The 21822-nt window shown below is 71.4% G+C and carries 17 protein-coding genes; 14 read left to right on the forward strand and 3 right to left on the reverse strand.

The features are described 5' to 3' along the window. Nucleotides 1-16: 16 nt before the first annotated feature. Both ACFHW1_RS12720 and ACFHW1_RS12725 read left to right on the forward strand, forming a co-directional pair. Nucleotides 17-925, forward strand: a complete 909-nt coding sequence (locus ACFHW1_RS12720) for a phosphatase PAP2 family protein (protein WP_416567876.1) — start codon at nt 17-19, stop codon at nt 923-925. A 48-nt stretch (nt 926-973) separates the two neighbouring features. Then, nucleotides 974-1864 carry a hypothetical protein gene (locus ACFHW1_RS12725; protein ID WP_416552492.1) on the forward strand — a complete coding sequence of 297 codons (891 nt, stop codon included), beginning with the start codon at nt 974-976 and terminating at the stop codon, nt 1862-1864. 27 nt (nt 1865-1891) lie between these two features. Here the strand turns inward: ACFHW1_RS12725 and metH are convergent, their stop codons facing one another. Beyond that, nucleotides 1892-5539, reverse strand: a complete 3648-nt coding sequence (gene metH, locus ACFHW1_RS12730; protein WP_416567914.1) for a methionine synthase — start codon at nt 5537-5539, stop codon at nt 1892-1894. 346 nt (nt 5540-5885) lie between these two features. On the opposite strand from metH, the gene ACFHW1_RS12735 reads away from it, so the two are divergent. The 5 genes from ACFHW1_RS12735 (at nt 5886) to ACFHW1_RS12755 (ending at nt 10093) form a co-directional block, all read left to right on the forward strand. Continuing rightward, nucleotides 5886-6416, forward strand: a complete 531-nt coding sequence (locus tag ACFHW1_RS12735) for a hypothetical protein (protein WP_416552494.1) — start codon at nt 5886-5888, stop codon at nt 6414-6416. Between the two features lie 119 nt (nt 6417-6535). Further along, entirely contained in the window at nt 6536-7636 is a 1101-nt protein-coding gene (locus ACFHW1_RS12740) for a WD40/YVTN/BNR-like repeat-containing protein (RefSeq protein ID WP_416615471.1), read from the forward strand. A gap of 1 nt (nt 7637) precedes the next feature. Further along, nucleotides 7638-7913: a ubiquitin-like small modifier protein 1 gene (locus ACFHW1_RS12745; protein ID WP_416552498.1), complete on the forward strand. Its 276-nt coding sequence runs from the start codon at nt 7638-7640 to the stop codon at nt 7911-7913. A 46-nt stretch (nt 7914-7959) separates the two neighbouring features. After that, nucleotides 7960-9234: an MFS transporter gene (locus ACFHW1_RS12750; protein ID WP_416552500.1), complete on the forward strand. Its 1275-nt coding sequence runs from the start codon at nt 7960-7962 to the stop codon at nt 9232-9234. 100 nt (nt 9235-9334) lie between these two features. Beyond that, nucleotides 9335-10093, forward strand: a complete 759-nt coding sequence (locus tag ACFHW1_RS12755) for a beta-ketoacyl-ACP reductase (RefSeq protein WP_416552502.1) — start codon at nt 9335-9337, stop codon at nt 10091-10093. Between the two features lie 13 nt (nt 10094-10106). On the opposite strand, the gene ACFHW1_RS12760 is transcribed toward ACFHW1_RS12755, so the two are convergent. After that, a complete protein-coding gene (locus ACFHW1_RS12760; protein WP_416552504.1) occupies nt 10107-11732 on the reverse strand; it encodes a glycoside hydrolase family 43 protein in 1626 nt (541 codons plus the stop codon). Nucleotides 11733-11992: 260 nt separating this feature from the next. Here ACFHW1_RS12760 and ACFHW1_RS12765 point away from each other — a divergent pair, with 260 nt between their 5' ends. From ACFHW1_RS12765 to ACFHW1_RS12775, 3 genes are read left to right on the forward strand one after another with little or no spacing between them, the layout of a single operon-like run. Continuing rightward, nucleotides 11993-13276, forward strand: a complete 1284-nt coding sequence (locus ACFHW1_RS12765; protein WP_416552506.1) for an extracellular solute-binding protein — start codon at nt 11993-11995, stop codon at nt 13274-13276. 9 nt (nt 13277-13285) lie between these two features. Further along, on the forward strand, nt 13286-14215 hold the full coding sequence (locus tag ACFHW1_RS12770; RefSeq protein ID WP_416552508.1) for a carbohydrate ABC transporter permease: 930 nt from the start codon (nt 13286-13288) through the stop codon (nt 14213-14215). Beyond that, nucleotides 14212-15108 (forward strand): carbohydrate ABC transporter permease, encoded by an 897-nt coding sequence (locus ACFHW1_RS12775; protein WP_416552510.1) that lies wholly within the window; start codon nt 14212-14214, stop codon nt 15106-15108. The genes ACFHW1_RS12770 and ACFHW1_RS12775 overlap by 4 nt, the downstream gene beginning before the upstream one ends. A gap of 356 nt (nt 15109-15464) precedes the next feature. On the opposite strand, the gene ACFHW1_RS12780 is transcribed toward ACFHW1_RS12775, so the two are convergent. Then, entirely contained in the window at nt 15465-16472 is a 1008-nt protein-coding gene (locus ACFHW1_RS12780; protein WP_416615473.1) for a sigma-70 family RNA polymerase sigma factor, read from the reverse strand. Between the two features lie 123 nt (nt 16473-16595). Between ACFHW1_RS12780 and ACFHW1_RS12785 the strand changes: the two genes are divergently transcribed. The 4 genes from ACFHW1_RS12785 (at nt 16596) to ACFHW1_RS12800 (ending at nt 21816) form a co-directional block, all read left to right on the forward strand. Further along, nucleotides 16596-17240, forward strand: a complete 645-nt coding sequence (locus ACFHW1_RS12785) for a maleylpyruvate isomerase family mycothiol-dependent enzyme (protein ID WP_416552514.1) — start codon at nt 16596-16598, stop codon at nt 17238-17240. Nucleotides 17241-17690: 450 nt separating this feature from the next. Continuing rightward, nucleotides 17691-18473, forward strand: coding sequence for a hypothetical protein (locus tag ACFHW1_RS12790; RefSeq protein WP_416552516.1), 783 nt, complete (start codon nt 17691-17693; stop codon nt 18471-18473). Nucleotides 18474-18929: 456 nt separating this feature from the next. Next, nucleotides 18930-20291 (forward strand): Rieske 2Fe-2S domain-containing protein, encoded by a 1362-nt coding sequence (locus tag ACFHW1_RS12795; protein ID WP_416552518.1) that lies wholly within the window; start codon nt 18930-18932, stop codon nt 20289-20291. Further along, a complete protein-coding gene (locus ACFHW1_RS12800) occupies nt 20284-21816 on the forward strand; it encodes a glutamine synthetase family protein (RefSeq protein WP_416567879.1) in 1533 nt (510 codons plus the stop codon). The genes ACFHW1_RS12795 and ACFHW1_RS12800 overlap by 8 nt, the downstream gene beginning before the upstream one ends. Nucleotides 21817-21822: the final 6 nt, after the last annotated feature.

Consider the following 21822-nt stretch of genomic DNA (forward strand, 5'->3'; position numbering starts at 1 on the left):
CGGCTACCGTGACGGCATGCGCAGTCGCGGCGCGGTGTTCCTGGGCGTCTGGTGCCTTCTGCTGGCCGCCGGCCAGACCGCGGCCTTCGGCGTGGTCTGGTGGGTCTTCGTGCGGACCTGGCGCGGCCAGTGGCTGGACACCATCGCGCTGACCGGCAACTCGATTGGCCAGGACGAGGCGTACGGGCCGGCGAACACCGTGCTCGGTGTGGTCTCGGTGGCCTCGCTCGCCCTGGCCACCGGGGTGATCGGGTTCATCGCGCTGATCCGGGGCCGGGTCCTGCTGGCGGTGGTCGCCACCGGGGTGATCGCCGGCTCCAACCTGACCACCCAGTGGGTCAAGTACGCCGTCGCCCGGCCGTCGCTCGGGGTCGATCCGGTCGACGCGAACTCGGCCAACAGCCTGCCCAGCGGGCACACCACGGTAGCCGCCTCGGTCGCGGTGGCGCTGGTCCTGGTACTGCCGGCGGCGCTGCGCGGCATCGGGGCCCTCGCCGGTGCCGGCTACGCGGCGGCCGCCGGGGTCGCCACCCTGTCCGCGGGCTGGCACCGGCCCAGCGACGCGGTGGCGGCGCTGCTGGTCGTCGGGGGGTGGGCGGCGGCCGGGATGCTCGCACTCACGCTGGCCCGGTCGCCGGACGACGAGCTGCGCCCGAGCGGACACCACCCGATGTCGCTGGCGCTGCTGCTGCTCGCCGGGGTCGGACTGCTGGCGGCGGCCGGGGCCGCGATGGCGGTGACCGACCAGGTGACCGGGCTGCCGCTGGAGGCGCTGAGCCGTCGGCGGCTGTTCGTGGCGTACGCGGGCAGCGCGGCGGGGATCGCCGGCACGGCAGCGGTCACCATGGCCCTGGTGCTGGGGACGGCCGGCTACGCCGTACCGGCCTCGGCGTCCACCGGCCCGGATCCGGCGGGTGGGAATTGAACCGGGTTGGGGTGGAACCGATCGGGAACAAGTGACGTCTCAGCAGACATGACGATTCTTCGAGGCGTACGGGCGGCGGCCACCGCCGCCTCCCTGTTGCTGCTCACCGCCGCGTGCGGACAGAACCCGGGCACCGACTCGTCCACCGGCGGCACCGCCGGCGGGTCGTCGCTGCCGGCCGACACGCTGGTCCTGCGGGTGGACCACACCGGCGGTTTCACCATGCCGGCGGCGTTGCTGACCCGGCTACCGGTGGTCAGCGTGTACGCCGACGGCCGAGTGATCACCCAGGGCCCCACTATCCTGGTCTACCCCGGTCCGGCCATGCCGAACCTGCAGGTGCAGACAATCAGCGCGGAGCAGGTCGACGAGCTGGTCAAGCAGGCGCTGGCCGCCGGGGTCGGCACCGAGCAGGACCTGGGCCGGCCGCCGGTGGCCGACGCGACGTCGACCCGGTTCACGGTGCTGACCGACAACGGCGTCGAACAACTCGAGGTCTACGCGTTGTCCGACGACGCCTCGGGTGACGCCGGGCTGACCGACGAGCAGATCGCCGCCCGGGACAGGCTGCGGGACTTCGCCGACTCGCTCACCGAGCTGTCCGGCGGTGTCGGCGCGGCACCGGAGGACTCCGAGCCGTACGTCGCGCACGCGATCGCCGCGGTCGCCGAGCCGTGGGTGGCGGTTGACGAGCCCGTCGACGCCAGCCAGCCGGAGGTGGCCTGGCCCGGCCCGGAACTGCCCGGCGAATCGCTGTCCGAGACGCTCGATCTCGGCTGCGTGACGGTCACCGGTGAGGCGTTGGAGGAGTTGCGATCCGCAGCGACGGACGCGACGACCGCCACCCCGTGGACGTCGGCGGGTAAGCGGTGGACGGTGACCCTGCGCCCGCTGCTGCCGGACGAGACGGACTGCTCGGACCTCACTGCCGCGGGCTGACTCCTCCCCAGCCCGCGCGGTGCGGTTTCAGTCGGTCTCGTAGCCGAGGTTGGGGCGCAGCCAGCGCTCCACCTCGGCGAGCGGCATCCCACGCCGGGCCGCGTAGTCCTCGGCCTGGTCCCGGCCGATCCGCCCGACGGTGAAGTACCGCGACGCCGGGTGGGCGAAGAGCAGGCCGCTGACGCTGGCCGCCGGGGTCATCGCTCCGGACTCGGTCAGCTCGATGCCGGCCCGCCCGGCGTCCAGCAGGTCGAACAACTGCGACTTCTCGCTGTGGTCCGGGCTGGCCGGGTAGCCCAGCGCCGGCCGGATTCCCCGGAACCGCTCGGCGTGCAGGTCGGCCACGTCCGGGTCGGCGTCCGGCTCGTACCAGTCCCGTCGGGCCCGCAGGTGCAGGTGCTCGGCGAACGCCTCGGCCAGCCGGTCTGCCAACGCCTTCACCATGATCGCCCGGTAGTCGTCCTGAGCGGCCTCGTATCCGGCGGCCAGCTCCTCCGCGCCGTGCACGGCCACCGCGAAGCCACCGAGGTGGTCCCCGGCCGGGGCCACGTAGTCGGCGAGGCAGCGGTTCGGCCGCCCGGCGGGTTTGGTGGTCTGCTGGCGCAGCATCGGGATCCGTACCGGCTGGTCGGTGTCGGTGCCGCCGCCCGGCGGGTCGGCCTGTCCGGCGGCGATGACCAGGTCGTCGCCCTCGGAGTGGGCCGGCCAGAAGCCGTAGACGCCGTGGGCCCGCAACGAACCGTCGGCGATGATCTGGTCGAGCATCGCGTTGGCGTCGTCGAACAGTTCACGGGCGACCGGCTGCTCCAGGATCGCCGGGTACTTGCCCTTGAGCTCCCAGGCGAGGAAGAGGAACTGCCAGTCGATCATCGGCCGCAGCTCGTCGAGGCCGGGCTCGACGTACCGTACGCCGGTGAACGCCGGCACCGGCAGATCCTCGAAGGACACCGGCTCCGCGTTGGCCCGGGCCTGGGCTAGGGTGAGCAGCGGCTGCCGTCGGTTGGTGTGCTGCTCGCGCAGCCGGTCCTGCTCGGCCCGGTTGTCCCTGTCGAACTGCTCCACCCGGTCGGCGCTGAGCAGGTCGGAGACCACCCCGACCACCCGGGACGCGTCGAGCACGTGCACGGTGCTCCCGTCGTACGCCGGTGCGATTCGCACCGCGGTGTGCTGCCGGGAGGTGGTGGCCCCGCCGATCAGCAGCGGTAGTTTCAGCCCACGCCGCTGCATCTCCCCGGCGACGGTGACCATCTCGTCCAGCGACGGGGTGATCAGGCCGGACAGCCCGACCGCGTCGGCGTTCTCAGCGACCGCGGTGTCCAGGATCTTCGCGGCCGGCACCATCACCCCGAGGTCGATGACCCGGTAGTTGTTGCAGCCCAGCACCACCCCGACGATGTTCTTGCCGATGTCGTGCACGTCGCCCTTGACGGTGGCCAGCACCACGGTGCCCGGCCCGCGTTCCCCACCGCCCTCGGCAGTGGTCTCCTGCCCGGCCGGTGCGTTCTCGGCGTCCTGCCGGGCCTGTTCCTTCTCTGCTTCCAGGAACGGTTCCAGGTAGGCCACCGACCGTTTCATCACCCGGGCGCTCTTGACCACCTGCGGCAGGAACATCTTGCCCGAGCCGAACAGGTCACCGACGACCTTCATGCCGTCCATCAACGGCCCCTCGATCACGTCGAGCGGCCGGGCCGCCAGTTGGCGGGCCTCCTCGGTGTCGGCCTCGATGAAGTCGACGATGCCGTGCACCAGCGCGTGCGACAGCCGGCCGGCGACCGGGGCGTCCCGCCAGGACAGGTCGACGGCGCGCTTCGTGCCGGAGCCGGAGACGGTGCCGGCGAAGGTCACCAGCCGGTCGGTGGCGTCCGGGCGGCGGTCGAACAGTACGTCCTCGACCAGCTCCAGCAGGTCGGCCGGGATGTCCTGGTAGACGGTGAGCTGCCCGGCGTTGACGATGCCCATGTCCAGCCCGGCCCGCACGGCGTGCAGCAGAAACGCCGAGTGCATAGCCTCGCGGACCACGTCGTTGCCCCGGAACGAGAACGACAGGTTGGAGATGCCGCCGCTGGTGCGGGCACCCGGGCAGCGCTGCTTGATCAGCGGCAGCGCGTCGATGAACGCCTTGGCGTACCCGTTGTGTTCGCTGATCCCGGTGGCGACGGCCAGCACGTTCGGGTCGAAGATGATGTCGGTGGGGTCGAACCCGGCTTCCCCGGTGAGCAGGTCGTACGCGCGGGCGCAGATGTCGACCTTGCGTTCGGTGGTGTCGGCCTGGCCCAGCTCGTCGAAGGCCATCACCACCACCCCGGCCCCGTACTCGCGGATTTTGCGGGCCTGGTCGAGGAAGACCTCCTCGCCCTCCTTCAGGCTGATCGAGTTGACCACGGCCTTGCCCTGTACGCACTTGAGGCCGGCCTCCAGCACGCTCCACCGCGAGCTGTCGATCATGATCGGGATCCGGGCCACCTCGGGCTCGGTCGCGATCAGATTGAGGAAGGTCACCATTGCCTGCTCGCTGTCGAGCAGGTCGGCGTCCATGTTGACGTCGAGCAGGTTCGCCCCGCCCCGGACCTGGTCCAGCGCCACGTCTACGGCGGCCTGGAAGTCGCCGGCCTCGATCAGCCGGCGGAACTTCGCCGACCCGGTCACGTTGGTCCGCTCACCGATCATCACGAACCCGGTGTCCGGGCCGATCTCGAACGGCTCCAGCCCGCTGAACCGGCTGGTCCGCGCCGGCTGCGGCACCGGCCGCGGTGCCTTCCCGGCGACCGCCTCGGCGATCCGGGTGATGTGCGCCGGCGTGGTGCCGCAGCACCCGCCGACCAGGTTGACCATTCCGCTGTCGGCGAAGTCGGCCAGCATCGCGCCGGTCTCGTCGGGGGTCTGGTCGTACCCGCCGAACGCGTTCGGCAGACCGGCGTTCGGGTGGGAGGCGACATAGCTGTCGGAAATGCGGGCCAACTCGGCCACGTGCGGGCGCATCTCCTCCGCGCCGAGCGAGCAGTTCACCCCGACGACCAGCGGCCGGGCGTGCTCGACGGAGCGCCAGAACGCCTCGACGGTCTGCCCGGACAGGGTCCGCCCGGACAGGTCGACGATGGTCACCGAGATCCACAGCGGCAGCTGCGGCACCACCTCGCGGGCCGCCGCGATCGCCGCCTTCGCGTTCAACGTGTCGAAGATCGTCTCGATGAGCAGCAGGTCGACGCCGCCCTCGGCGAGCGCCGCCAGCTGCTCGGCGTACGTTGCCTTCACCCGGTCGAAGGTGACGGCGCGGTAGGCCGGATCCTCCACCCGGGGCGACAGCGACAGCGTGACGTTGAGCGGGCCGACCGAGCCGGCCACGAACCGGCCGCCGAACTCGTCGGCTGCCTGCCGGGCCAGCTGCGCGCCGCGCAGGTTCATCTCCGGCACGTACGCCTCCAGACCGTAGTCGGCCTGGGCGATGCTGGTCGCGGTGAAGGTGTTGGTGGTGGTGATGTCCGCGCCGGCGGCCAGATACTGCCGGTGAACGTCGAGGATCACGTCCGGGCGGGTCAGGTTGAGCAGGTCCGGGTCGCCGGTGACGTCGCGGGGGTGGTCGCCGAACCGGTCGCCACGGTAGTCGGCCGGGGTGAGACCGGCACCCTGCAACATGGTGCCCCAGGCACCGTCGAGCACCGCGATCCGCTGACTCAGCAACTCCCGCAGCGCCCGCTCGCTGTCGCTGGTGCGTGACAAATGCTTCACCTGACACCTCCGCTGGTAGCTCGGAGGCGCCCTTGTCTGGTGGTCACGCCCAATCAGGGGCCGTGATCGTGGCCGAGCGTGGCGGGCTTCTCGCGGCCCGTCGCAGCGCCTCTCGACCTCGTGATGATCCTACCCGTGGCCCGGTCCGGTCACCCGGCTGATTCTAGCCGGCCCGGTCGGACACAACAGTGACCAGGCTGTTGCGGTCTTCGCACACCTGTCGGGTAGCTTCGGTGACCGGCTCCGCCGCCAGCGGACGCCGGCAGCCATCCGGACCGACGGGAGATCTATCGACATGGGCAGGAAGACGGTGTACGTCTCCGATTTCAGCGGTGCCGTGCTGGACTCGGCGGACGAGCTGGTACGGATCGTCGTCCTCGAACATCCCGACCTGGTCGCCGGTCCGGTGCGGCTGGAGGCCCGGCCGGACGAGGTGGAGAGCATTGACGACGCGGCGCTCGACGTCGCCGTCGTGGAGATCCACGACGGACAGGGCGATGGCGAACCGCGTCGGGTGGTACTGACCGCCAGCGAGTTCGACTCGCTCGCCACCGACGCGCCGATGGCCCAGCTGCTGCGTACCGCAGAGCGGGTCAAACCGGCTAAGACCAGCCGCAAGGCCGTCGAGCGGGTGGACTACGCGACCCTGGAGCACGCCGGCAAACCACACCGAGGCAAGACCACCGATGAGGAGGCCCGGCTGGTCCGCGACCACCTCGACGAAATCAACAAGCGGTTGGCCGACGAAGGGCTGCGCCAGATCGACCCGGCCGATCCCGACCACGCCGAGCGGTACGGCTTCGCCCGCTCGGCCGATCCCGACTGACGCCGGGCTCGCCACCCCAGCTGACCTGACCTGACCTGAATTGTCGGTCCGCCTCGGCATACTCCGGTTCCGGCCGGCGACGTCGCCGGCCGGTTACCAGAGGTGACCAGGAGGAATCGATGGGGACACCGCATACCGGGGCGCTGCTCGCGATCGGCACGGAGAAGGGTCTGTTCCTCGCGACCAGCACCGACGACCGGCGCGGCTGGCAGGTCAGCGGCCCGCACTTCCCGATGACCGCGGTGTACGCGGTGGCGATCGACAAACGCCGGGCGGCGCCCCGGCTGCTCGCCTCGGTCGCCAGCTCGCACTACGGGCCCAGCGTCGCGACCAGCGACGACCTCGGGCACACCTGGTCCGAGCCGGAGCAGCCGCCGGTCGCCTTCCCGGCCGGCACCGGGGCCACCCTGGAACGGGTCTGGCAGCTCACGCCGGCGTCGGCCGACGAACCCGACGTGGTGTACGCCGGCAGCCAACCCTCGGCGCTGTTCCGGTCGACCGACGGCGGGGCCAGCTTCGAGCTGGTCCGGCCGTTGTGGGAGCACCCGCACCGGCCGCAGTGGGAGGCCGGCTTCGGCGGCCAGGCGATCCACACCGTCCTGCCCGACCCGCGGGACCCGGCGGCCATGCTGGTCGCCATGTCCACCGGCGGCGTCTACCGTTCCGCCGACGCCGGGGCGAGCTGGGCACCCGGCAACACCGGCATCCGCGCGTACTTCCTGCCCGACGAGTGGCCCGAGTTCGGCCAGTGTGTGCACAAGGTGGCCCGGGACGCCGTCGACCCGGACCGGCTGTACGCGCAGAACCACCACGGCGTCTACCGCTCCGACGACGCCGGCGCCACCTGGTCGTCGATCGCCGACGGCCTGCCCAGCGACTTCGGCTTCCCGATCGCCGCCCACCCGCACCGGTCCGGGGTGATCTACACGTTTCCGCTGGTCGCCGACTCGCGGCGGTTCCCGGTCGACGACCGGTGCCGGGTGTTCCGGTCCGCCGACGCCGGCGCCACCTGGCAGCCGCTCACCGTCGGGCTGCCGCAGCATCCGTACTATCCGGCGGTGCTGCGCGACGCGCTGACCACCGACGACGCGCCGACCGCCGGGGTCTACTTCGGCACCCGTAGCGGGGACGTGTTCGCCAGCCGTGACGAGGGCGACTCCTGGCAGCCGGTCGCCACCGGCCTGCCGGACGTGCTCTGTGTCCGGGCCGCGGTGGTGTGACATGGTGGTGCTGCTGGTGCCGGGCGCGCTGCGGGCGGACAGTGGTGGGCAGGCCCGGCTCACCATCGACGCGGACGGCACGCTGCGGGCGGTCCTCGACGAGGTGACCCGCCGTTGGCCGCGACTCGCCCGCCGGATCCGCGACGAGCAGGGCCAGATCCGGCGGTACGTGAACATCTACGTCGACGGTGCGGACCACCGGCACAGCGGCGGCCTGGACACCCCGGTCTCGGCCGGTGCCCAGGTACAGGTGGTCCCGTCGGTCGCTGGCGGGTGACCCGGCACACGTCACTGCGGGCGGCGGCACGGGGCATGATCCACGGGTGCCCAGTCTCCTGATCGACCTCGGCCCGTTGCGGGCCAGCGCGCCGTACCGCCGGATGTGGCTCGGTGCCTCGCTGTCCGGCATCGGCACCAGCCTGACCACGGTGGCGGTCGGTCTGCAGGTCTACGACCTCACCGGCACCACGTTCCACGTCGGCCTGGTCGGGCTTTTCGCGCTGGTGCCGCTGGTGGCGTTGGGCCTGTACGGCGGCGCGGTGGTCGACGCGCACGACCGGCGGCGGGTGGTGGTCGCCACCTCCACCGGCCTGCTCCTGGTCGGGGTGGGTTTCTCCGGGCAGGCGCTGTTCGACGTCGGCAGCGTCGGGCTGCTGTACGGCCTGGTCGCGGCGCAGAACGGACTGTTCGCGATCAACAATCCGGCCCGTACCGCGATCGTGCCGAGGCTGCTGCCGATCGGCTTGCTGCCGGCGGCGAACGCCTTGTCCAACCTGTCCATGGGTGTGGCATACACGGCGGGGCCGCTGCTGGCCGGGGTGCTGGTCGGCTGGTGGGGCTACCCCGGGACCTACCTGATCGAGGTGGCGTTGGTCGCGGTGGCCCTGGCCACCCTGGTGGCGTTGCCGTCGATCCCACCGGAAGGCGAGGTCCGCCGGGCCGGGCTCGCCTCGGTCTGGGAAGGCCTGCGGTTCCTCGGCACCCGGCCGAACGTGCGGATGACGTTTCTGGTCGACCTGGCGGCGATGGTGCTGGCCATGCCCCGAGTGCTGTTCCCGGCGATCGGCGCGACCGCGCTCGGCGGCGGGGCCACCACGGTGGGGCTGCTCACCGCCGGCATCGCCGGCGGCACCATGGCGGCGAGCCTGCTCTCCGGGCCGCTGGATGCGGTGCGCCGGCAGGGCCTGGCGGTGCTGGTGTCGGTGGCCGGCTGGGCGGTGGCGATCACCGTGTTCGGGTTGATCGTCGTGGCGGCGCCAGGGCCGGGGCCGGGCGGTGGCGCGCATCCGCTGCTCTGGGCGGCGGTGGCGGTGCTGCTGCTGGCCGGCGCGGCGGACGCGGTCAGTTCGGTGTTCCGGATGACGATCCTGCAGGCGGCGACGCCGGACGCGTTGCGCGGCCGGCTGCAGGGGGTGTTCATCGTGGTGGTCGCCGGTGGCCCGCAGCTGGGCCAGCTGGTGCTCGGCACCACCGCGCAGCTGACCGGTGAGGCGGTCGCGGCGGTCGCCGGTGGCCTGGCCTGCCTGGTGGTGCTGGCGGCGCTGGCCCGCCACCAGCCGACGTTCGCCCACTACGACGCCCGGGATCCCACCCCGTGAGCGGACCCCCGGCACCGGGCACAATGGTCTGCGCCGACCCGAGGGTCCGCACCGGCGAACACCCCCGCCGGTTCACCCCAGCGCCGAAGGAGCCGCTTCAATGGACAGATTCGCCGACCGGGTCGCCCTGGTCACCGGAGCCGCGCAGGGTATCGGGGCAGCCACCGCCCGGCGGTTGGCCGCCGAGAGCGCCACGGTGGCGGTGGTCGACCTGACCGCCGAGCGGGCCGGTCCGGTGGTCGACGAGATCGTCGCGGCCGGCGGCAGCGCGGTCGCGGTCGGCTGTGACGTGACCGACCCGGTCGCCGTCGACGCGATGGTCGACCAGACGGTCGACGCGCACGGGCGGCTCGACATCCTGGTCAACAACGCCGGGATCACCCGGGACAACCTGTTGTTCCGGATGCCGGCCGACGACTGGGACGCAGTGCTGCGCACCAATTTGTCCAGCATGTTCCACTGCTGCCGGGCGGCGCAGCGGCACATGGTGCCGGCCCGCTACGGCAAGATCGTTAACCTGAGCAGCCGGTCGGCGCTGGGCAACCGTGGCCAGGTCAACTACGCCGCCGCCAAGGCCGGCGTGCAGGGGCTCACCGCCACCCTGGCGATCGAACTGGGGCCGTACGGGATCAACGTGAACGCGGTCGCACCCGGCTTCGTGGCGACGTCGATGACCGCGGCGGTGGCCGCCCGGATCGGGGTCGACCCGGACGAGCACCGCCGGCAGGTCGCGGAGCAGACGCCGCTGCGCCGAGTCGGCCAGCCGGCCGAGATCGCCTCGGTGATCGCCTTCCTGGCCAGCGAGGACGCGTCCTACGTCAGCGGGCAGACGCTGTACGTCAACGGTGGTGCCCGGTAAACCGGCCCGCCGCTCACAGCTCCCGGTAGGTGGCGTGGTCGAAGTCGGCGTACCCGCCGTCGTTGCCGATGTCCTGCACCCAGAGCCCGACGAACGCGCCGGTGAAGCCCCATGCCTCCGGCTCGCCGTCGGTCATCCGGGCGGCGTACTCGTCGGACAGGATGGTGGCGTCCAGCTCGACCGGCAGCTCGCGCCAGTGGTCGCCCCGGTGGTAGCCGAACCGCAGCACCGGGCCGCCGAACACCACCCGCAGCCCGAGCCGCGCGATGTCGGTGACGTCGACGCTGACCTGCGGGTGGGACTGTCGGCGGCCGCTGTCGCAGCTGAGCAGCTGCAGCACCTGGCGACCGTCGTCGGCGCGGGTCAGGTAGGCGTAGTGCCAGTTCTCGGTGTTGTAGTAGCCGGTGACCCCGGCGAGCTGGCGGGGGGTGGCCGCGCGGAACTCGACGAGCGTCTCAAAGACGCAGTTCGGTGCGGTCACCCGGCGGGCGACCAGGCTGGGACGTTGCCGTCCGACCGGGGACTGGCCGCCGACGATCCGCAGGTGTGACGGGCGGCTGGTCAGGTCGGTCCAGTCCGGCCCGGCCGGTCGGCGCAGGGTCGACCAGCGCGGGCCGAGGGTCGCGGTGTCGAAGTGGTCGGTGGACGGCTCGGCAGGCCAGGGGTGCGCCGGCAGGTCAGGGGCGGGCACCTGCTCGGCCGGGATCTGGCCGGCGACCCGCGGCCAGCCGTCGGCGGACCAGTAGATCCGCTGGATCGCGGTTTCCCGGCCGAGGACGCACCGCCCGAGTGGGGTGTAGGGCCGACCGACCAGGTGGGCGAGGTACCACTCGCCGCGCTGGGTCTGCACCAGGCTGCCGTGCCCGGCCTTCTGCAGGGTCAGTTCGGGGCGACCGGCCGAGGTGAGCATCGGTCCGGCCGGGTCGGCCTCGTACGGCCCGAGCAGGGCGCGGGACCGGGCGACCGTCACTTGGTGCTCCCAGCTGGTGCCGCCCTCCGCGGTGACCAGGTAGTACCACCCGCCGTGCCGGTAGATGTGCGGGCCTTCGGTGAGCCCGGTCGGCGTACCGGTGAAGATGGTGACCGGGTCGCCGACCAGCCGCCGGGCGTCGCGGTCGTAGCGCTGGATCTCGATGCCGCCGAACCGGTCGCGCCCCGGCCGCCAGTCGGCGGTCATCGCCAGCAGCCAGGTGCTGCCATCGTCGTCGTGGAACAGCGACGCGTCGAAGCCGTGGGCGTGCAGCGGCACCGGGTCGGACCACGGGCCGCCGATCGACGGGGCGGTGATCAGGTAGTTCTGCGGGTCCCAGTAGCCACTGGCGAAGCTGGCAACGTCGCTGTAGACCAGGTGGAACAGTCCGTGTGCGTACGTCAGGTCGGGTGCCCACACCCCGCACGAATCCCCGGCACCGGTCAGGTCCAGCAGCCGTCGTTCGGTGAGGATCCCGTCGAGCGGGCGCCAGTGCACCAGGTCCCGAGAGTGGTGCAGGGTCACTCCCGGGTACCACTCGAAGGTCGACGTGGCCAGGTAGTAGTTGTCGCCGACGCGCAGCACCGACGGGTCGGGGTAGAACCCGCGCAGCACGGGATTGGTGATAACCCGGGCCGAGGTGGCCACGTCGGTCGTGTCGGTCGGCATCGGTGGTCCTCCGGGCTCGGCTCTCGGAAGCTTCGGCAGGTTTCCGGAAAGTATGCCACCCGTAGAGGCTTCTGTGGTCCGTTGGCGACGGTCGCTGTTTGGAGATCGGGTCTTGACCGGGCGGTAACGCCGTCGTAGCGTGCGCAACGTCACCAGTTCATTGGCGTTACGCAGGTGAAATTTTCGGTGACACTGGTCGATTGCTCGGCATCCAGCGGTGGGTGGGGACCAGGCCCGCTGCTTACCTGAGGGGACGGCACATGGCGACACCGATCCACCTTTCCCGCCGTACGCTGCTGAGCCTCGCCGGCCTCGGAGCCGGCGCGGTCGCGCTCGGCGGGTGCGGCGACTCCGGAAGCGACAGTGCGGGCATCGAGTGGTGGCACATCCAGAACACCGACCCGATGCTGCCCGTCTGGGCGGCGTTCGCCGAGGAGTTCCAGGCGCAGAACGAAGGCGTCGGCATCACCATCACCCCGCTGGAGAACGAGGCGTTCAAGGCCAGGCTGACCACGGTCACCCAGGCCGGCGACCCGCCGGACATCTACCACACCTGGGGCGGTGGCGTGCTTCGGCAGCAGGTCGAGGCCGGGCTGTGCCAGGACATCACCGACGCGGTCGCCCCCTGGCGGGATATCCTGCAGCCGGCCTCGACGCTGCCGTACGAGATCGACGGACGACTTCACGGCGTCCCGTTCGACATCGGCATGGTCGGCTTCTGGTACAACAAGGCACTGTTCGCCGACGCCGGCATCACCGCGCCGCCGCAGACCTGGGCCGAGTACCTCGAGGTCGTCGGCCGGCTCAAGTCCGCCGGGATCACACCGATCGCGCTGGCCGGCGGCGAGAAGTGGCCCGGCCACTACTACTGGGCCTATCTCGCGATGCGCATCGGTGGCATCGAGGCGCTGAGTCAGGCCGCCGAGGACGACGATTTCACCACCCCGGCGTTTATCGGCGCCGGCGAACGGTTGGCCGAACTGGTCGCCCTCGAACCGTTCCAGCAGGGTTTCCTCGGCGCGTCGTACGGGGAACCCGACGGCCAGGCCGCCGCGATGGGCAATGGCGACGTGGCGATGGAGCTGATGGGCCAGTGGGCCCCCGTCGTCCAGGAAGAAGCATCAGGTGTGGAGGGCGGGCTCGGAACCGACCTCGGTTTCTTCCCGTTCCCGGCGGTCGACGGCGGTCAAGGATCGGCGTCCGACGCGTTCGGTGGCGGCGGCGGGTTCACCATCGGCCGCGACGCCTCGCCGGACGCGATCCGGTTCCTGGAGTTCATCAGCCAGGTGGACAAGCAGCGCCGGGCCGCCGCAACCGGCGCGATCCTGCCGGTCACTATCGGTGCCGAGGACGCGATCGAGGACCCCAACCTCGCTGCCGTCGCCGATACCCTGGCCAACGCCAGCAACTTCCAGCTCTACCTGGACCAGGCGTACGCCCCGGCGGTCGGCCAGGAGGTCAACGACCGGGTCGCCGAGCTGATCGCCGGGCAGATGACCCCGGAGCAGGTCGCCGAGGCCGTCACCGTTGTCGCGCAGCGCTGACCGGCGACGATGGACCGCAGCCTGAGACGTCGCCGGATCAGCGACCGGATCACCATCGCCCTGTTCCTGCTGCCGGCGCTGGTGCTGTTCGGCGCGCTGGTCGTCGCCCCGATCCTGGTCGCGGCGTACACCAGCATGTATCGCTGGAACGGGTTCGGCGGCGTACCTACCGACTTCATCGGACTGGACAACTTCGTCCGGCTGCTCGACGACCCGGTTTTCATCGGAGACCTGCGACGCGGAGCCCTGCTGGTGGTGCTGTCGGTCACCGTCCAGTTGCCGCTGGCGTTGGGGCTGGCCCTGCTGCTGAACCAGAAGCTGCGCGGCCGGGCGGTCTACCGGGTACTGTTCTTCGCCCCGTACGTGCTGTCCGAGGTCATCACCGCGGTCCTGTTCACCATGGTCTTCAGCCCGAACCGGGGCCTGGCCAACCACGTGCTGGGCCTGATCGGGCTGGAGAGCCTGAGCTCGACATGGCTGTCCGACCCGTCGACCGTGCTGTACTCGGTGTTCCTGGTGATGACCTGGAAGTACTTCGGCTTCCACATGATCCTGCTGCTCGCCGGCAGACAGAACATCCCCCGGGAACTACACGAGGCGGCAGCGACCGACGGTGCCGGCGGCTGGCAGATCTTCCGGCATGTCACGCTGCCGCTGCTGGCCCCGACCATCCGGATCTCGATGTTCCTGGCCGTGATCGGCAGCATCCAGCTGTTCGACCTGGTTTGGGTGCTCACTGGCGGCGGCCCGCTGAACGCGTCCGAGACCATGGCGGTGACCATGTTCCAGTACGGGTTCCGGCGCTTCGAAGTGGGCTACGCCAGCGCGATCAGCATCGCGATGTTCCTGATCAGCCTGACCTTCGCGGTCCTGTACCAACGCTTCGTCCTGCGCCGCGATCTCGAAGGAGCGATGACCACCATGGGGGACCAGCGATGAGCGCCCCGACTCGGACCCCGCGGACCCGGCCGGAACGGGGAAACCAGGGTGGCAGCCCGACGTCGCGGCCGCCCGGCCCCGCGCGGGTCCTGTCGCTGCACGCCGTCTCGATCATCGTGGGGCTGATCATCGTCGTCCCGATCGCCTTCGCGCTGCTCGGCGGGTTCAAGGACAACCGCCAGCTGTCCACCGACCCGTTCGGTCTGCCGTCGCCGTGGATTCCGGACAACTACCTCGAAATTCTCATCTCCGGATCGTTCTGGCGGCAGTTGTTCAACAGCACGCTGATCGCGCTGGCCACTGCGGTGATCGTGGTCGGGGTGGCGGCGCTGGCGTCGTTCGTCTTCGCCCGGTACGCGTTCCGGGGTCGCGAACTGCTGTTCCTGTTCTTCACGATCGGGCTGATGTTCCCGTTCGCGGTCGCCATCCTGCCGCTGTTCATCCTGCTGCGCACCATGGGTCTGCTGGACCATCCGCTCGGGGTGATCCTGCCGCAGGCCGCGTTCGGCCTGCCAGTGACGATCATCATCCTGCGGTCGTTCTTCCGGGCGATACCGGGTGAACTGGAGGAGTCGGCGATCCTCGACGGCTGTACACCGTTCGGCTTCTTCTGGCGGATCCTGCTGCCGATGGCCCGGCCGGCGATCGCCACCGTGTCGGTGCTCGCCATCGTGACCAGCTGGAACAACTTCATGCTCCCGCTGGTGGTGTTCAACGACCCGAACTGGTGGACCATCCCGGTGGGTGTGCAGCAGTTCCAGGGCCAGTACGCCGACGACAGTGCCAAGGTACTGGCGTACGTCGTGCTGGCGATGGTCCCGGCGCTGGCCTTCTACTCGATCGCCGAACGTCAGCTGATCGGCGGCCTCACCGCCGGTGCCACCAAAGGCTGACCGGGCGACCCGGATGACCGCCGCGCAGGCGGCCCTGGCGCTGCAACGCGGAATCAACGCCAACCGGTACGTGCCGGAATCGCCGGCATCCTGTCCGTACCGCCGCGGTTGGAGTGCCGCTACCAGGCCCTGCCGGTCCGGGTCGAGCTGGACAACTCCGTCCCCGGCCTGGAGATCTGTGCGACCTCCCACCCCGACCGCGACCGGCATCTAAGCGCCGACGCTCAACCAGCCGAGGCACTCACCCTCTCCGGCCCGCAGGGCGAGCGTGCCCACCTGTCTTCCGTTTCCGCGATCCGTCGGCGGAACTCACGACCGTTGGCTCCCGGTACAGGTACTCCGTCTCGCGTCAGTCGTCATCGTCTGGCTTGACCGACCCGCGCCACCGGACCGTGAGTGTCCCGCGACGGTCGCTGCCGGAACAGCGTCAACAGTCGATCGGCGTCGAGGTACGTGGTGATACCAGTGACCTGGCCGTCCAGCACGTCGAGCAGGACCAGGGCGAACGGTGCGTGCCCGGTCGAGCCAGGCCGGGTCTGCCAGAACGCCGGGGAGCCGTTCGCGGCGGTCGGCAGCAGCCGTGCACCGGCACAGCCCGACCGGGGGTCGAGCAACGCGGTCCGGATGTGCTCGCGACCCCGCAGCGACCACCGGAACGGCGGCATGGACATCGTGGCGTCCTCGCGCAGCAGGGCGACGAGGGCCGAGACATCATGCTGCTCGAACGCCGTGCAGTAGCGGGTGAGCAGGTCGCGTTGCCGGCTGTCGGACGGTCGCAGCGGTTCCCCCGGGTCGGGGGCGGCGGTGCGCAGCGTCGCCCGCGCCCGTTGCAGCGCGCTGGTCACCGACGCGACGCTGCTGTCCAGCAGCTGCGCGACCTCGTCGGCCCGCCAGCAGAGCACGTCGCGCAGGATCAGCACCGCCCGCTGCCGGGGCGGCAGGTGCTGCAGCGCGGCGACGAACGCCAGCCGCAGCGACTCCCGCTGCAGCACCACGCTCTCCGGGGACGCGTCGACTGGCACGACCAGGTCGTCCGGGACCGGCAGCACCCAGGCCCGCTCCGGTACGGGCGGGCCGAGGCCGCCACCGGCCTGCGCTGTCGGGTCGAGTTCCATGGTCAACGCCCGCCGCTGCGCGCTGCGCAGCATGTCGACGCAGACGTTGGTCGCGATTGAGTAGAGCCAGGTGCGCAGCGAGCCGCGCCGCCCGTCGTACCGGTCGAACGAACGCCAGGCGCGGACCAACGTCTCCTGGACCGCGTCCTCGGCCTCGAAACCGGAGCCGAGCATCCGGTAGCAGAAGCCGGTCAACTCGACGCGGAACGGCTCCAGCCGTTCCGCGTCGCTGGTCGAGGTCGGTGCCACCCGCCCGACGATACGGGCCACCGCCAGGCCGGGCAGATCCGGCGACGACCGATGAGTTCCGCCGGCCCACGCCGTACACCCTCGGAGGGCGCGATTGTCGCGTCGGTCACGGAGGGACGAATCATGGAATACACCGACGAGGTACGGGCAGCGGTCGTCGCGCACCGCCGCGACCTGGTGACGCTGCTCGCCGAACTTGACCCGGGTCAGTGGGACGGGCCGACGCTGTGCGCCGGCTGGCGGGTACGTGAGGTGGTCGCCCACATCACCATGGCCTTCCGTACCTCACCGGGCCGGATGATGCTGGACCTGGTCCGCGCCGGTGGCCGGTTCGACCGGATGGCCGACCGCAGCGCACGACGCGACGCTGCCGCCATGTCGCCCGAGCAGTTGCTGGCCGCGTTGCGGGACAACGTCACCCACCCGTGGACACCGCCCGGCGGCGGCCCGGCCGGGGCGCTCGCCCACGAGGTCATCCACGGTCTGGACATCACCGTGGGACTCGGGCTCGGCCACCGGGTGCCGCTCGACCGGCTGTCCCTGGTGCTGGTCGGGCTGCGGCCCCGCAGCATCGCCTACTTCGGCACCGACCTGACCGGCGTCCAGTTGCAGGCCACCGATCTCGACTGGCGGCACGGCACTGGAACGCCGGTGCGTGGGACGGCGCAGGACCTGCTGCTGGTCTTGTCCGGCCGTCGCCTCCCGCCGGGCCGACTCGTCGGCGACGCCGCCGACCGGTTCACCGGCCGGTCGGCAAACCGGCGCTGACCTGGTCGGCCCCCGGCCTTCGGCGAAGACGCCGGGACGGCGTAGCGCCTGCTTGAAGACGCGGGCGCTGACCGGGATGCCGTCCCGGTCAGGGCGGTCGCTGGCTTCGGCGCCGAGCGCCACCGTCTGCCACGCCAGGTCCGGTGTTGTCGCGGGAGTGCCGGTCGTCGGGGCGGGCGGCGACGAAGGTCCGGCCGGTAACAGCGGACCGGCTCACCGGGCTCGCCCTCGGCGCGCTGGGGGTGCTCGCGTTCAGCATGTCGCTACCCGCCACCAGGGTCGCCGTTCAACGACTCGACCCGTGGTTCGTCGCCCTCGGCGTCGTCGTCGGGTTCCCGCTGTTCACCTCGCTGGCGTTGACCACCCAGCCGTCGGCGCACGCATCTAGCGCCTGGTCTCGGCCCTCGACGAGGTCGGCTGCTGCTGGTCAGGTGGTGCCACAATGCGTCCATGAGCGACGGTATACGCGGGCTGGCGATGGTGCGTGCCGTTCCGTGGTGGACGGTGCTGCGGCTGGTGCTCGTCCTGCTGTGGCTGGTCGCTGCGACGACCGCCTGGTGGACAGCGCCCCGGCAGCACGACTACGACCAGGCGAAGGCGGACGTTGCAGCGGGTCGGGTGGTGGCGTACCAGTGGGGTGACAGCTGGGGCCAGAGTCGACGCGGATGGTTCGACGTCGCCGAGCTGCGGTCGTCCGGTCAGCTCGGCCCGCTGTTCGGCTGGCGTACCGCCGACGGCCGGGTGCGCTGGACCAACACCGCGACCTTCGGTGCGGTGACCGCTGCCGCTGCCGCTGCCGACGGCGGCAGCAGCTACGCCGGCCCGGGTGCCGCCGCCCTGGCCCGCGACCTGCGCGCCGCCGGCCTGGAAGAGCGGGTCGGCGGCGTGCAGACCTCGGTCAGGATCGGTACCCAGATCGGTTTCGTGCTGCTCGTGACCTTCCTGGTGGTGCTGGTCGGTGGGCCGGCTCCGGCGCTGGGCACCCGGTGGTACTGGTTCTGGCTGGTCTTCCTGGCCCCGTTCGGGCTCGGTCTGCTGTGGTGGCTGGGTCTGGAGCGTCCGTGGTCGGGCAGGGCGGCGGCGTTGCCTGGCGTGGTCGGCGTCGACCGGCGTCGGTACCCCGGCGTTCTCGGCTTCGCGTTCGGGCTGCTCGCGGCCCTCGGGATCAGCCTGCTGACCATGGTGCTGCACATTGTGCTCGGCGACTGGTGGGCGCCTCGGCCCGGCGGTTAGCGGCGGAGTGATTTCGCCGGTAGCGGTCAGGGAGTCAGGACGACCGGCGACGGTGCCGGACTCGGCAAGCCGCAGCGCGGCGAGGACCTGGGCCAGGTCGGCCCCGCAGCCGGGTTCGGAGCCGATCCTTGACCTCTAGGCGAGGAGGATGTCAACCAGGACGCTCTCCGGCAACTGTCGCCGAGCCGCTTCCGGTGAGGTTCCTGCGGTAGTGCATGGTGCGCTGTCGTGCGTAGGCAGGTACTGCGCTCGATGCTGGGATGCTGGCCGAGGCGTCGGGCGTCCCGCGCGCCGGAAGCGGCGGTCGCCGCCGGCGTGAGTGACCTCGCGGTACGACGGGGCAGAAGCGCTGATCGTCGGTGGAAACCGGGATGCTGCATCTATCGCTCTGCCGACATCTGTGCCAGGATTGGATCCAATGCACGCTTGATAGGATGCCTAGCTGGGAGGGGTGCCATGCTGCGGCGCGAGGAGAACGAGCGAATCACCCGCTCCGGGCCGGGCACGCCGCTCGGTCGGCTGATGCGCGCGTACTGGCAGCCGGCGGCGCTGGTGTCGGAGATGGACCCGCAGCGGCCGGTCAAACCGGTCCGGCTGCTCGGCGAGGACCTGGTGCTGTTCAAGCAGGCCGACGGCGGCTGGGCGCTGGTCGGGCGGTTCTGCGCGCACCGGGGCGTCGACCTGGCGTACGGCCGGCACGAGGACGGCGGGCTGCGCTGCCTCTACCACGGTTGGCTGTACGGGCCGGACGGGCGCTGCCTGGAGCAGCCGGCCGAGCCGCCGCACAGCACCTTCGCCAGCAAGGTGCGCATCCCCAGCTACCCATGCGTCGAGCGCAACGGGATCATCTTCGCCTACCTCGGCGAGGGCGACCCGCCGCCGATGCCGCACTACGACTGCTTCCAGGCCCCCGACGAGTACACCTTCGCCTTCAAGGGGCTGTGGGAGTGCAACTGGCTGCAGGGCGTCGAGGGCGGCATCGACCCCAGCCACGTCTCGTTCCTGCACCGGTTCATCGACGAGGATCCGCGCGACGTCTACGGCCAGCAGTTCAGCGAGGAGGTCGCCGGCACCGGGCAGAAGCTGTCCAAGCTGGTCGGCGACGCCTACCGGCCGGACATCGAGGTCGAGCAGGCCGAGCACGGCCTGCGGGTGTACGCGCTGCGCCAGCTCACCGACGAGATCCGGCACGTACGCATCACGAACCTGGTCTTCCCCAACGCGTTCGTGGTGCCGTTCGGCAACGACAAGGTCTTCTGCCAGTGGCACGTGCCGATCGACGACCACCACCACTACTGGTACATGATCTTCTACGACTTCGCCGAGCCGACCGACAAGCAGACCCTGCTCGCCCAGCGGCTCGACGAGGTCTCCCTGCCGGACTATCGGCCGCTGCGCAACCGGGCCAACAACTGGGGCTTCGACCCGGCCGAGCAGCGTGACCTGACCTACACCGGGATGGGCCTGGACATCAACGTCCACGACCAGTGGGCGGTGGAGAGCATGGGCCCGATCCAGGACCGCACCGTGGAGCGACTCGGTGTCTCCGACCGGGCGGTCACCGCCAACCGCCGGCTGCTGCTGCGCGCGATCGACGCGTTCGAGGCCGGTAACCCGGTCCCGGCCCGCCCAGCCGACGAGGCCGCCGCCGCCGAGCTGACCGGCCCGCTCGCCGTCGACACCGTCGCCCCGACCGACAGTTGGGAACAGACCTGGCGTGAGCGCGAGGCACAGCGGCGGGCCGGCTCCCCGTGGGCCAGCGATTCGGCCCGGTCGGCGGTCGGCGGTCCGACGCGGTCGGCGGCCGGCGATGCGTAGCCTCGACGAACGGCCCGTCGCCGACGGTGGGGACGGCCGCCGCGCCGTGCCGATGCTCGCCGCCGACCGGGGCGGCTTCATCGATCGTCACGGACTGTGGACCGACACCCAGTACGCCGCCGCCGGCCAGCTGCGCCGGGTCGTCGACGAGCTCGGGATCGAGCTGATCCGGTTCTCCTTCGCCGACCAGCACGGCGTGCTGCGCGGCAAGACGTTGACCCGCGAAGCGGCCGCCACGGCACTGCGGTCCGGGGTGACCGCGCCGTCGTCGCTGCTGCTCAAGGACCCGTCGGGTGCGTCGGTATTCCCGGTCTTCGCCGCCGACACCGGCGTCGGGGTGGACGGGTTCGCCGGTGCCGGGGACATCGTGCTGGTGCCCGACCCGACCACGTTCCGGGTGCTGCCGTGGGCGCACCGGACCGGCTGGGTGCTGTGCGACCTGCGGTTCCCCGACGGTGCCACGGTGCCGTTCTGCACCCGTGGCCTGCTGCGCACGCAGCTCGACCGGCTGGCCGCCGCCGGGTACGCGATGACCGTCGGCGCCGAGCTGGAGTTCCACGTCTTCGCCACCGACGGTCCTACCGACGGCGGGCTCGACGACGACCAGGTGGGCCGGCCCGGCGCCCCCGGCCAGGCCAGCGGCACCCGGCCGCTGAGCCGGGGTGCGCAGCTGCTGCACGAGGACGGGCTGGACCGCGCCGACGAGGTGGTCCAACTGCTGCACCACGGGCTCACCCGGCTCGACCTGCCGCTGCGATCCCTGGAGCTGGAGTTCGGGCCGAGCCAGTTCGAGATCACCATGACCGCCGGGGACGCGGCGGTCGCCGCCGACCAGGTGCTGCTGGCCCGCTCGGCGATCCGCCAGCTCTGCCGCCGGCACGGCTACCACGCCACGTTCATGTCCCGCCCGGCTGGTGCCCAGACCGCCTCCACCGGCTGGCACCTGCACCAGTCGCTGCGTGAGCTGGCCACCGGCGCGGCGGCGTTCGACCCGACCACGCCGGGGGAGGCGCTCTCCCCGGTCGCTGGGCACTACCTCGCCGGTCTGCTGGAGCACGCCGGCGCGGCCGCCGCCTTCGCCACCCCGACGGTCAACGGCTACAAGCGCTACCTGCCGTTCTCGCTCGCCCCGGACCGGGTGGCCTGGGGCGTCGACAACAAAGGGGCCATGGTCCGCGCCGTCGGTGCCGGCTCCGACACTGGGGTACGGCTGGAGAACCGGTGCGGCGAGCCAGCCGCCAACCCGTACCTGTATATCGCGTCGCAGCTGGTCAGCGGCCTGGACGGGATCGACCGGCGGCTCGCCCCGCCACCGGCGGTGCGGGATCCGTACGCCGCCGACGCGCCCCGGCTGCCGGACTCGCTCGCCGAGGCGCTGACCGCGCTGGAGGCCGATCCGGCGTTCACCGCCGCGCTCGGCGCCCCGGTGATCTCCTGGTACGCGACGCTCAAGCGCCGCGAGTTCGCCCGCTACCTCGCGCACGTCTCCGACTGGGAGCAGCGCGAGTACTTCGATCTGATCTGAGGGAGT

This window comes from Micromonospora sp. LOL_014 (genome assembly GCF_048060245.1).
Classification (GTDB): domain Bacteria; phylum Actinomycetota; class Actinomycetes; order Mycobacteriales; family Micromonosporaceae; genus Micromonospora_E.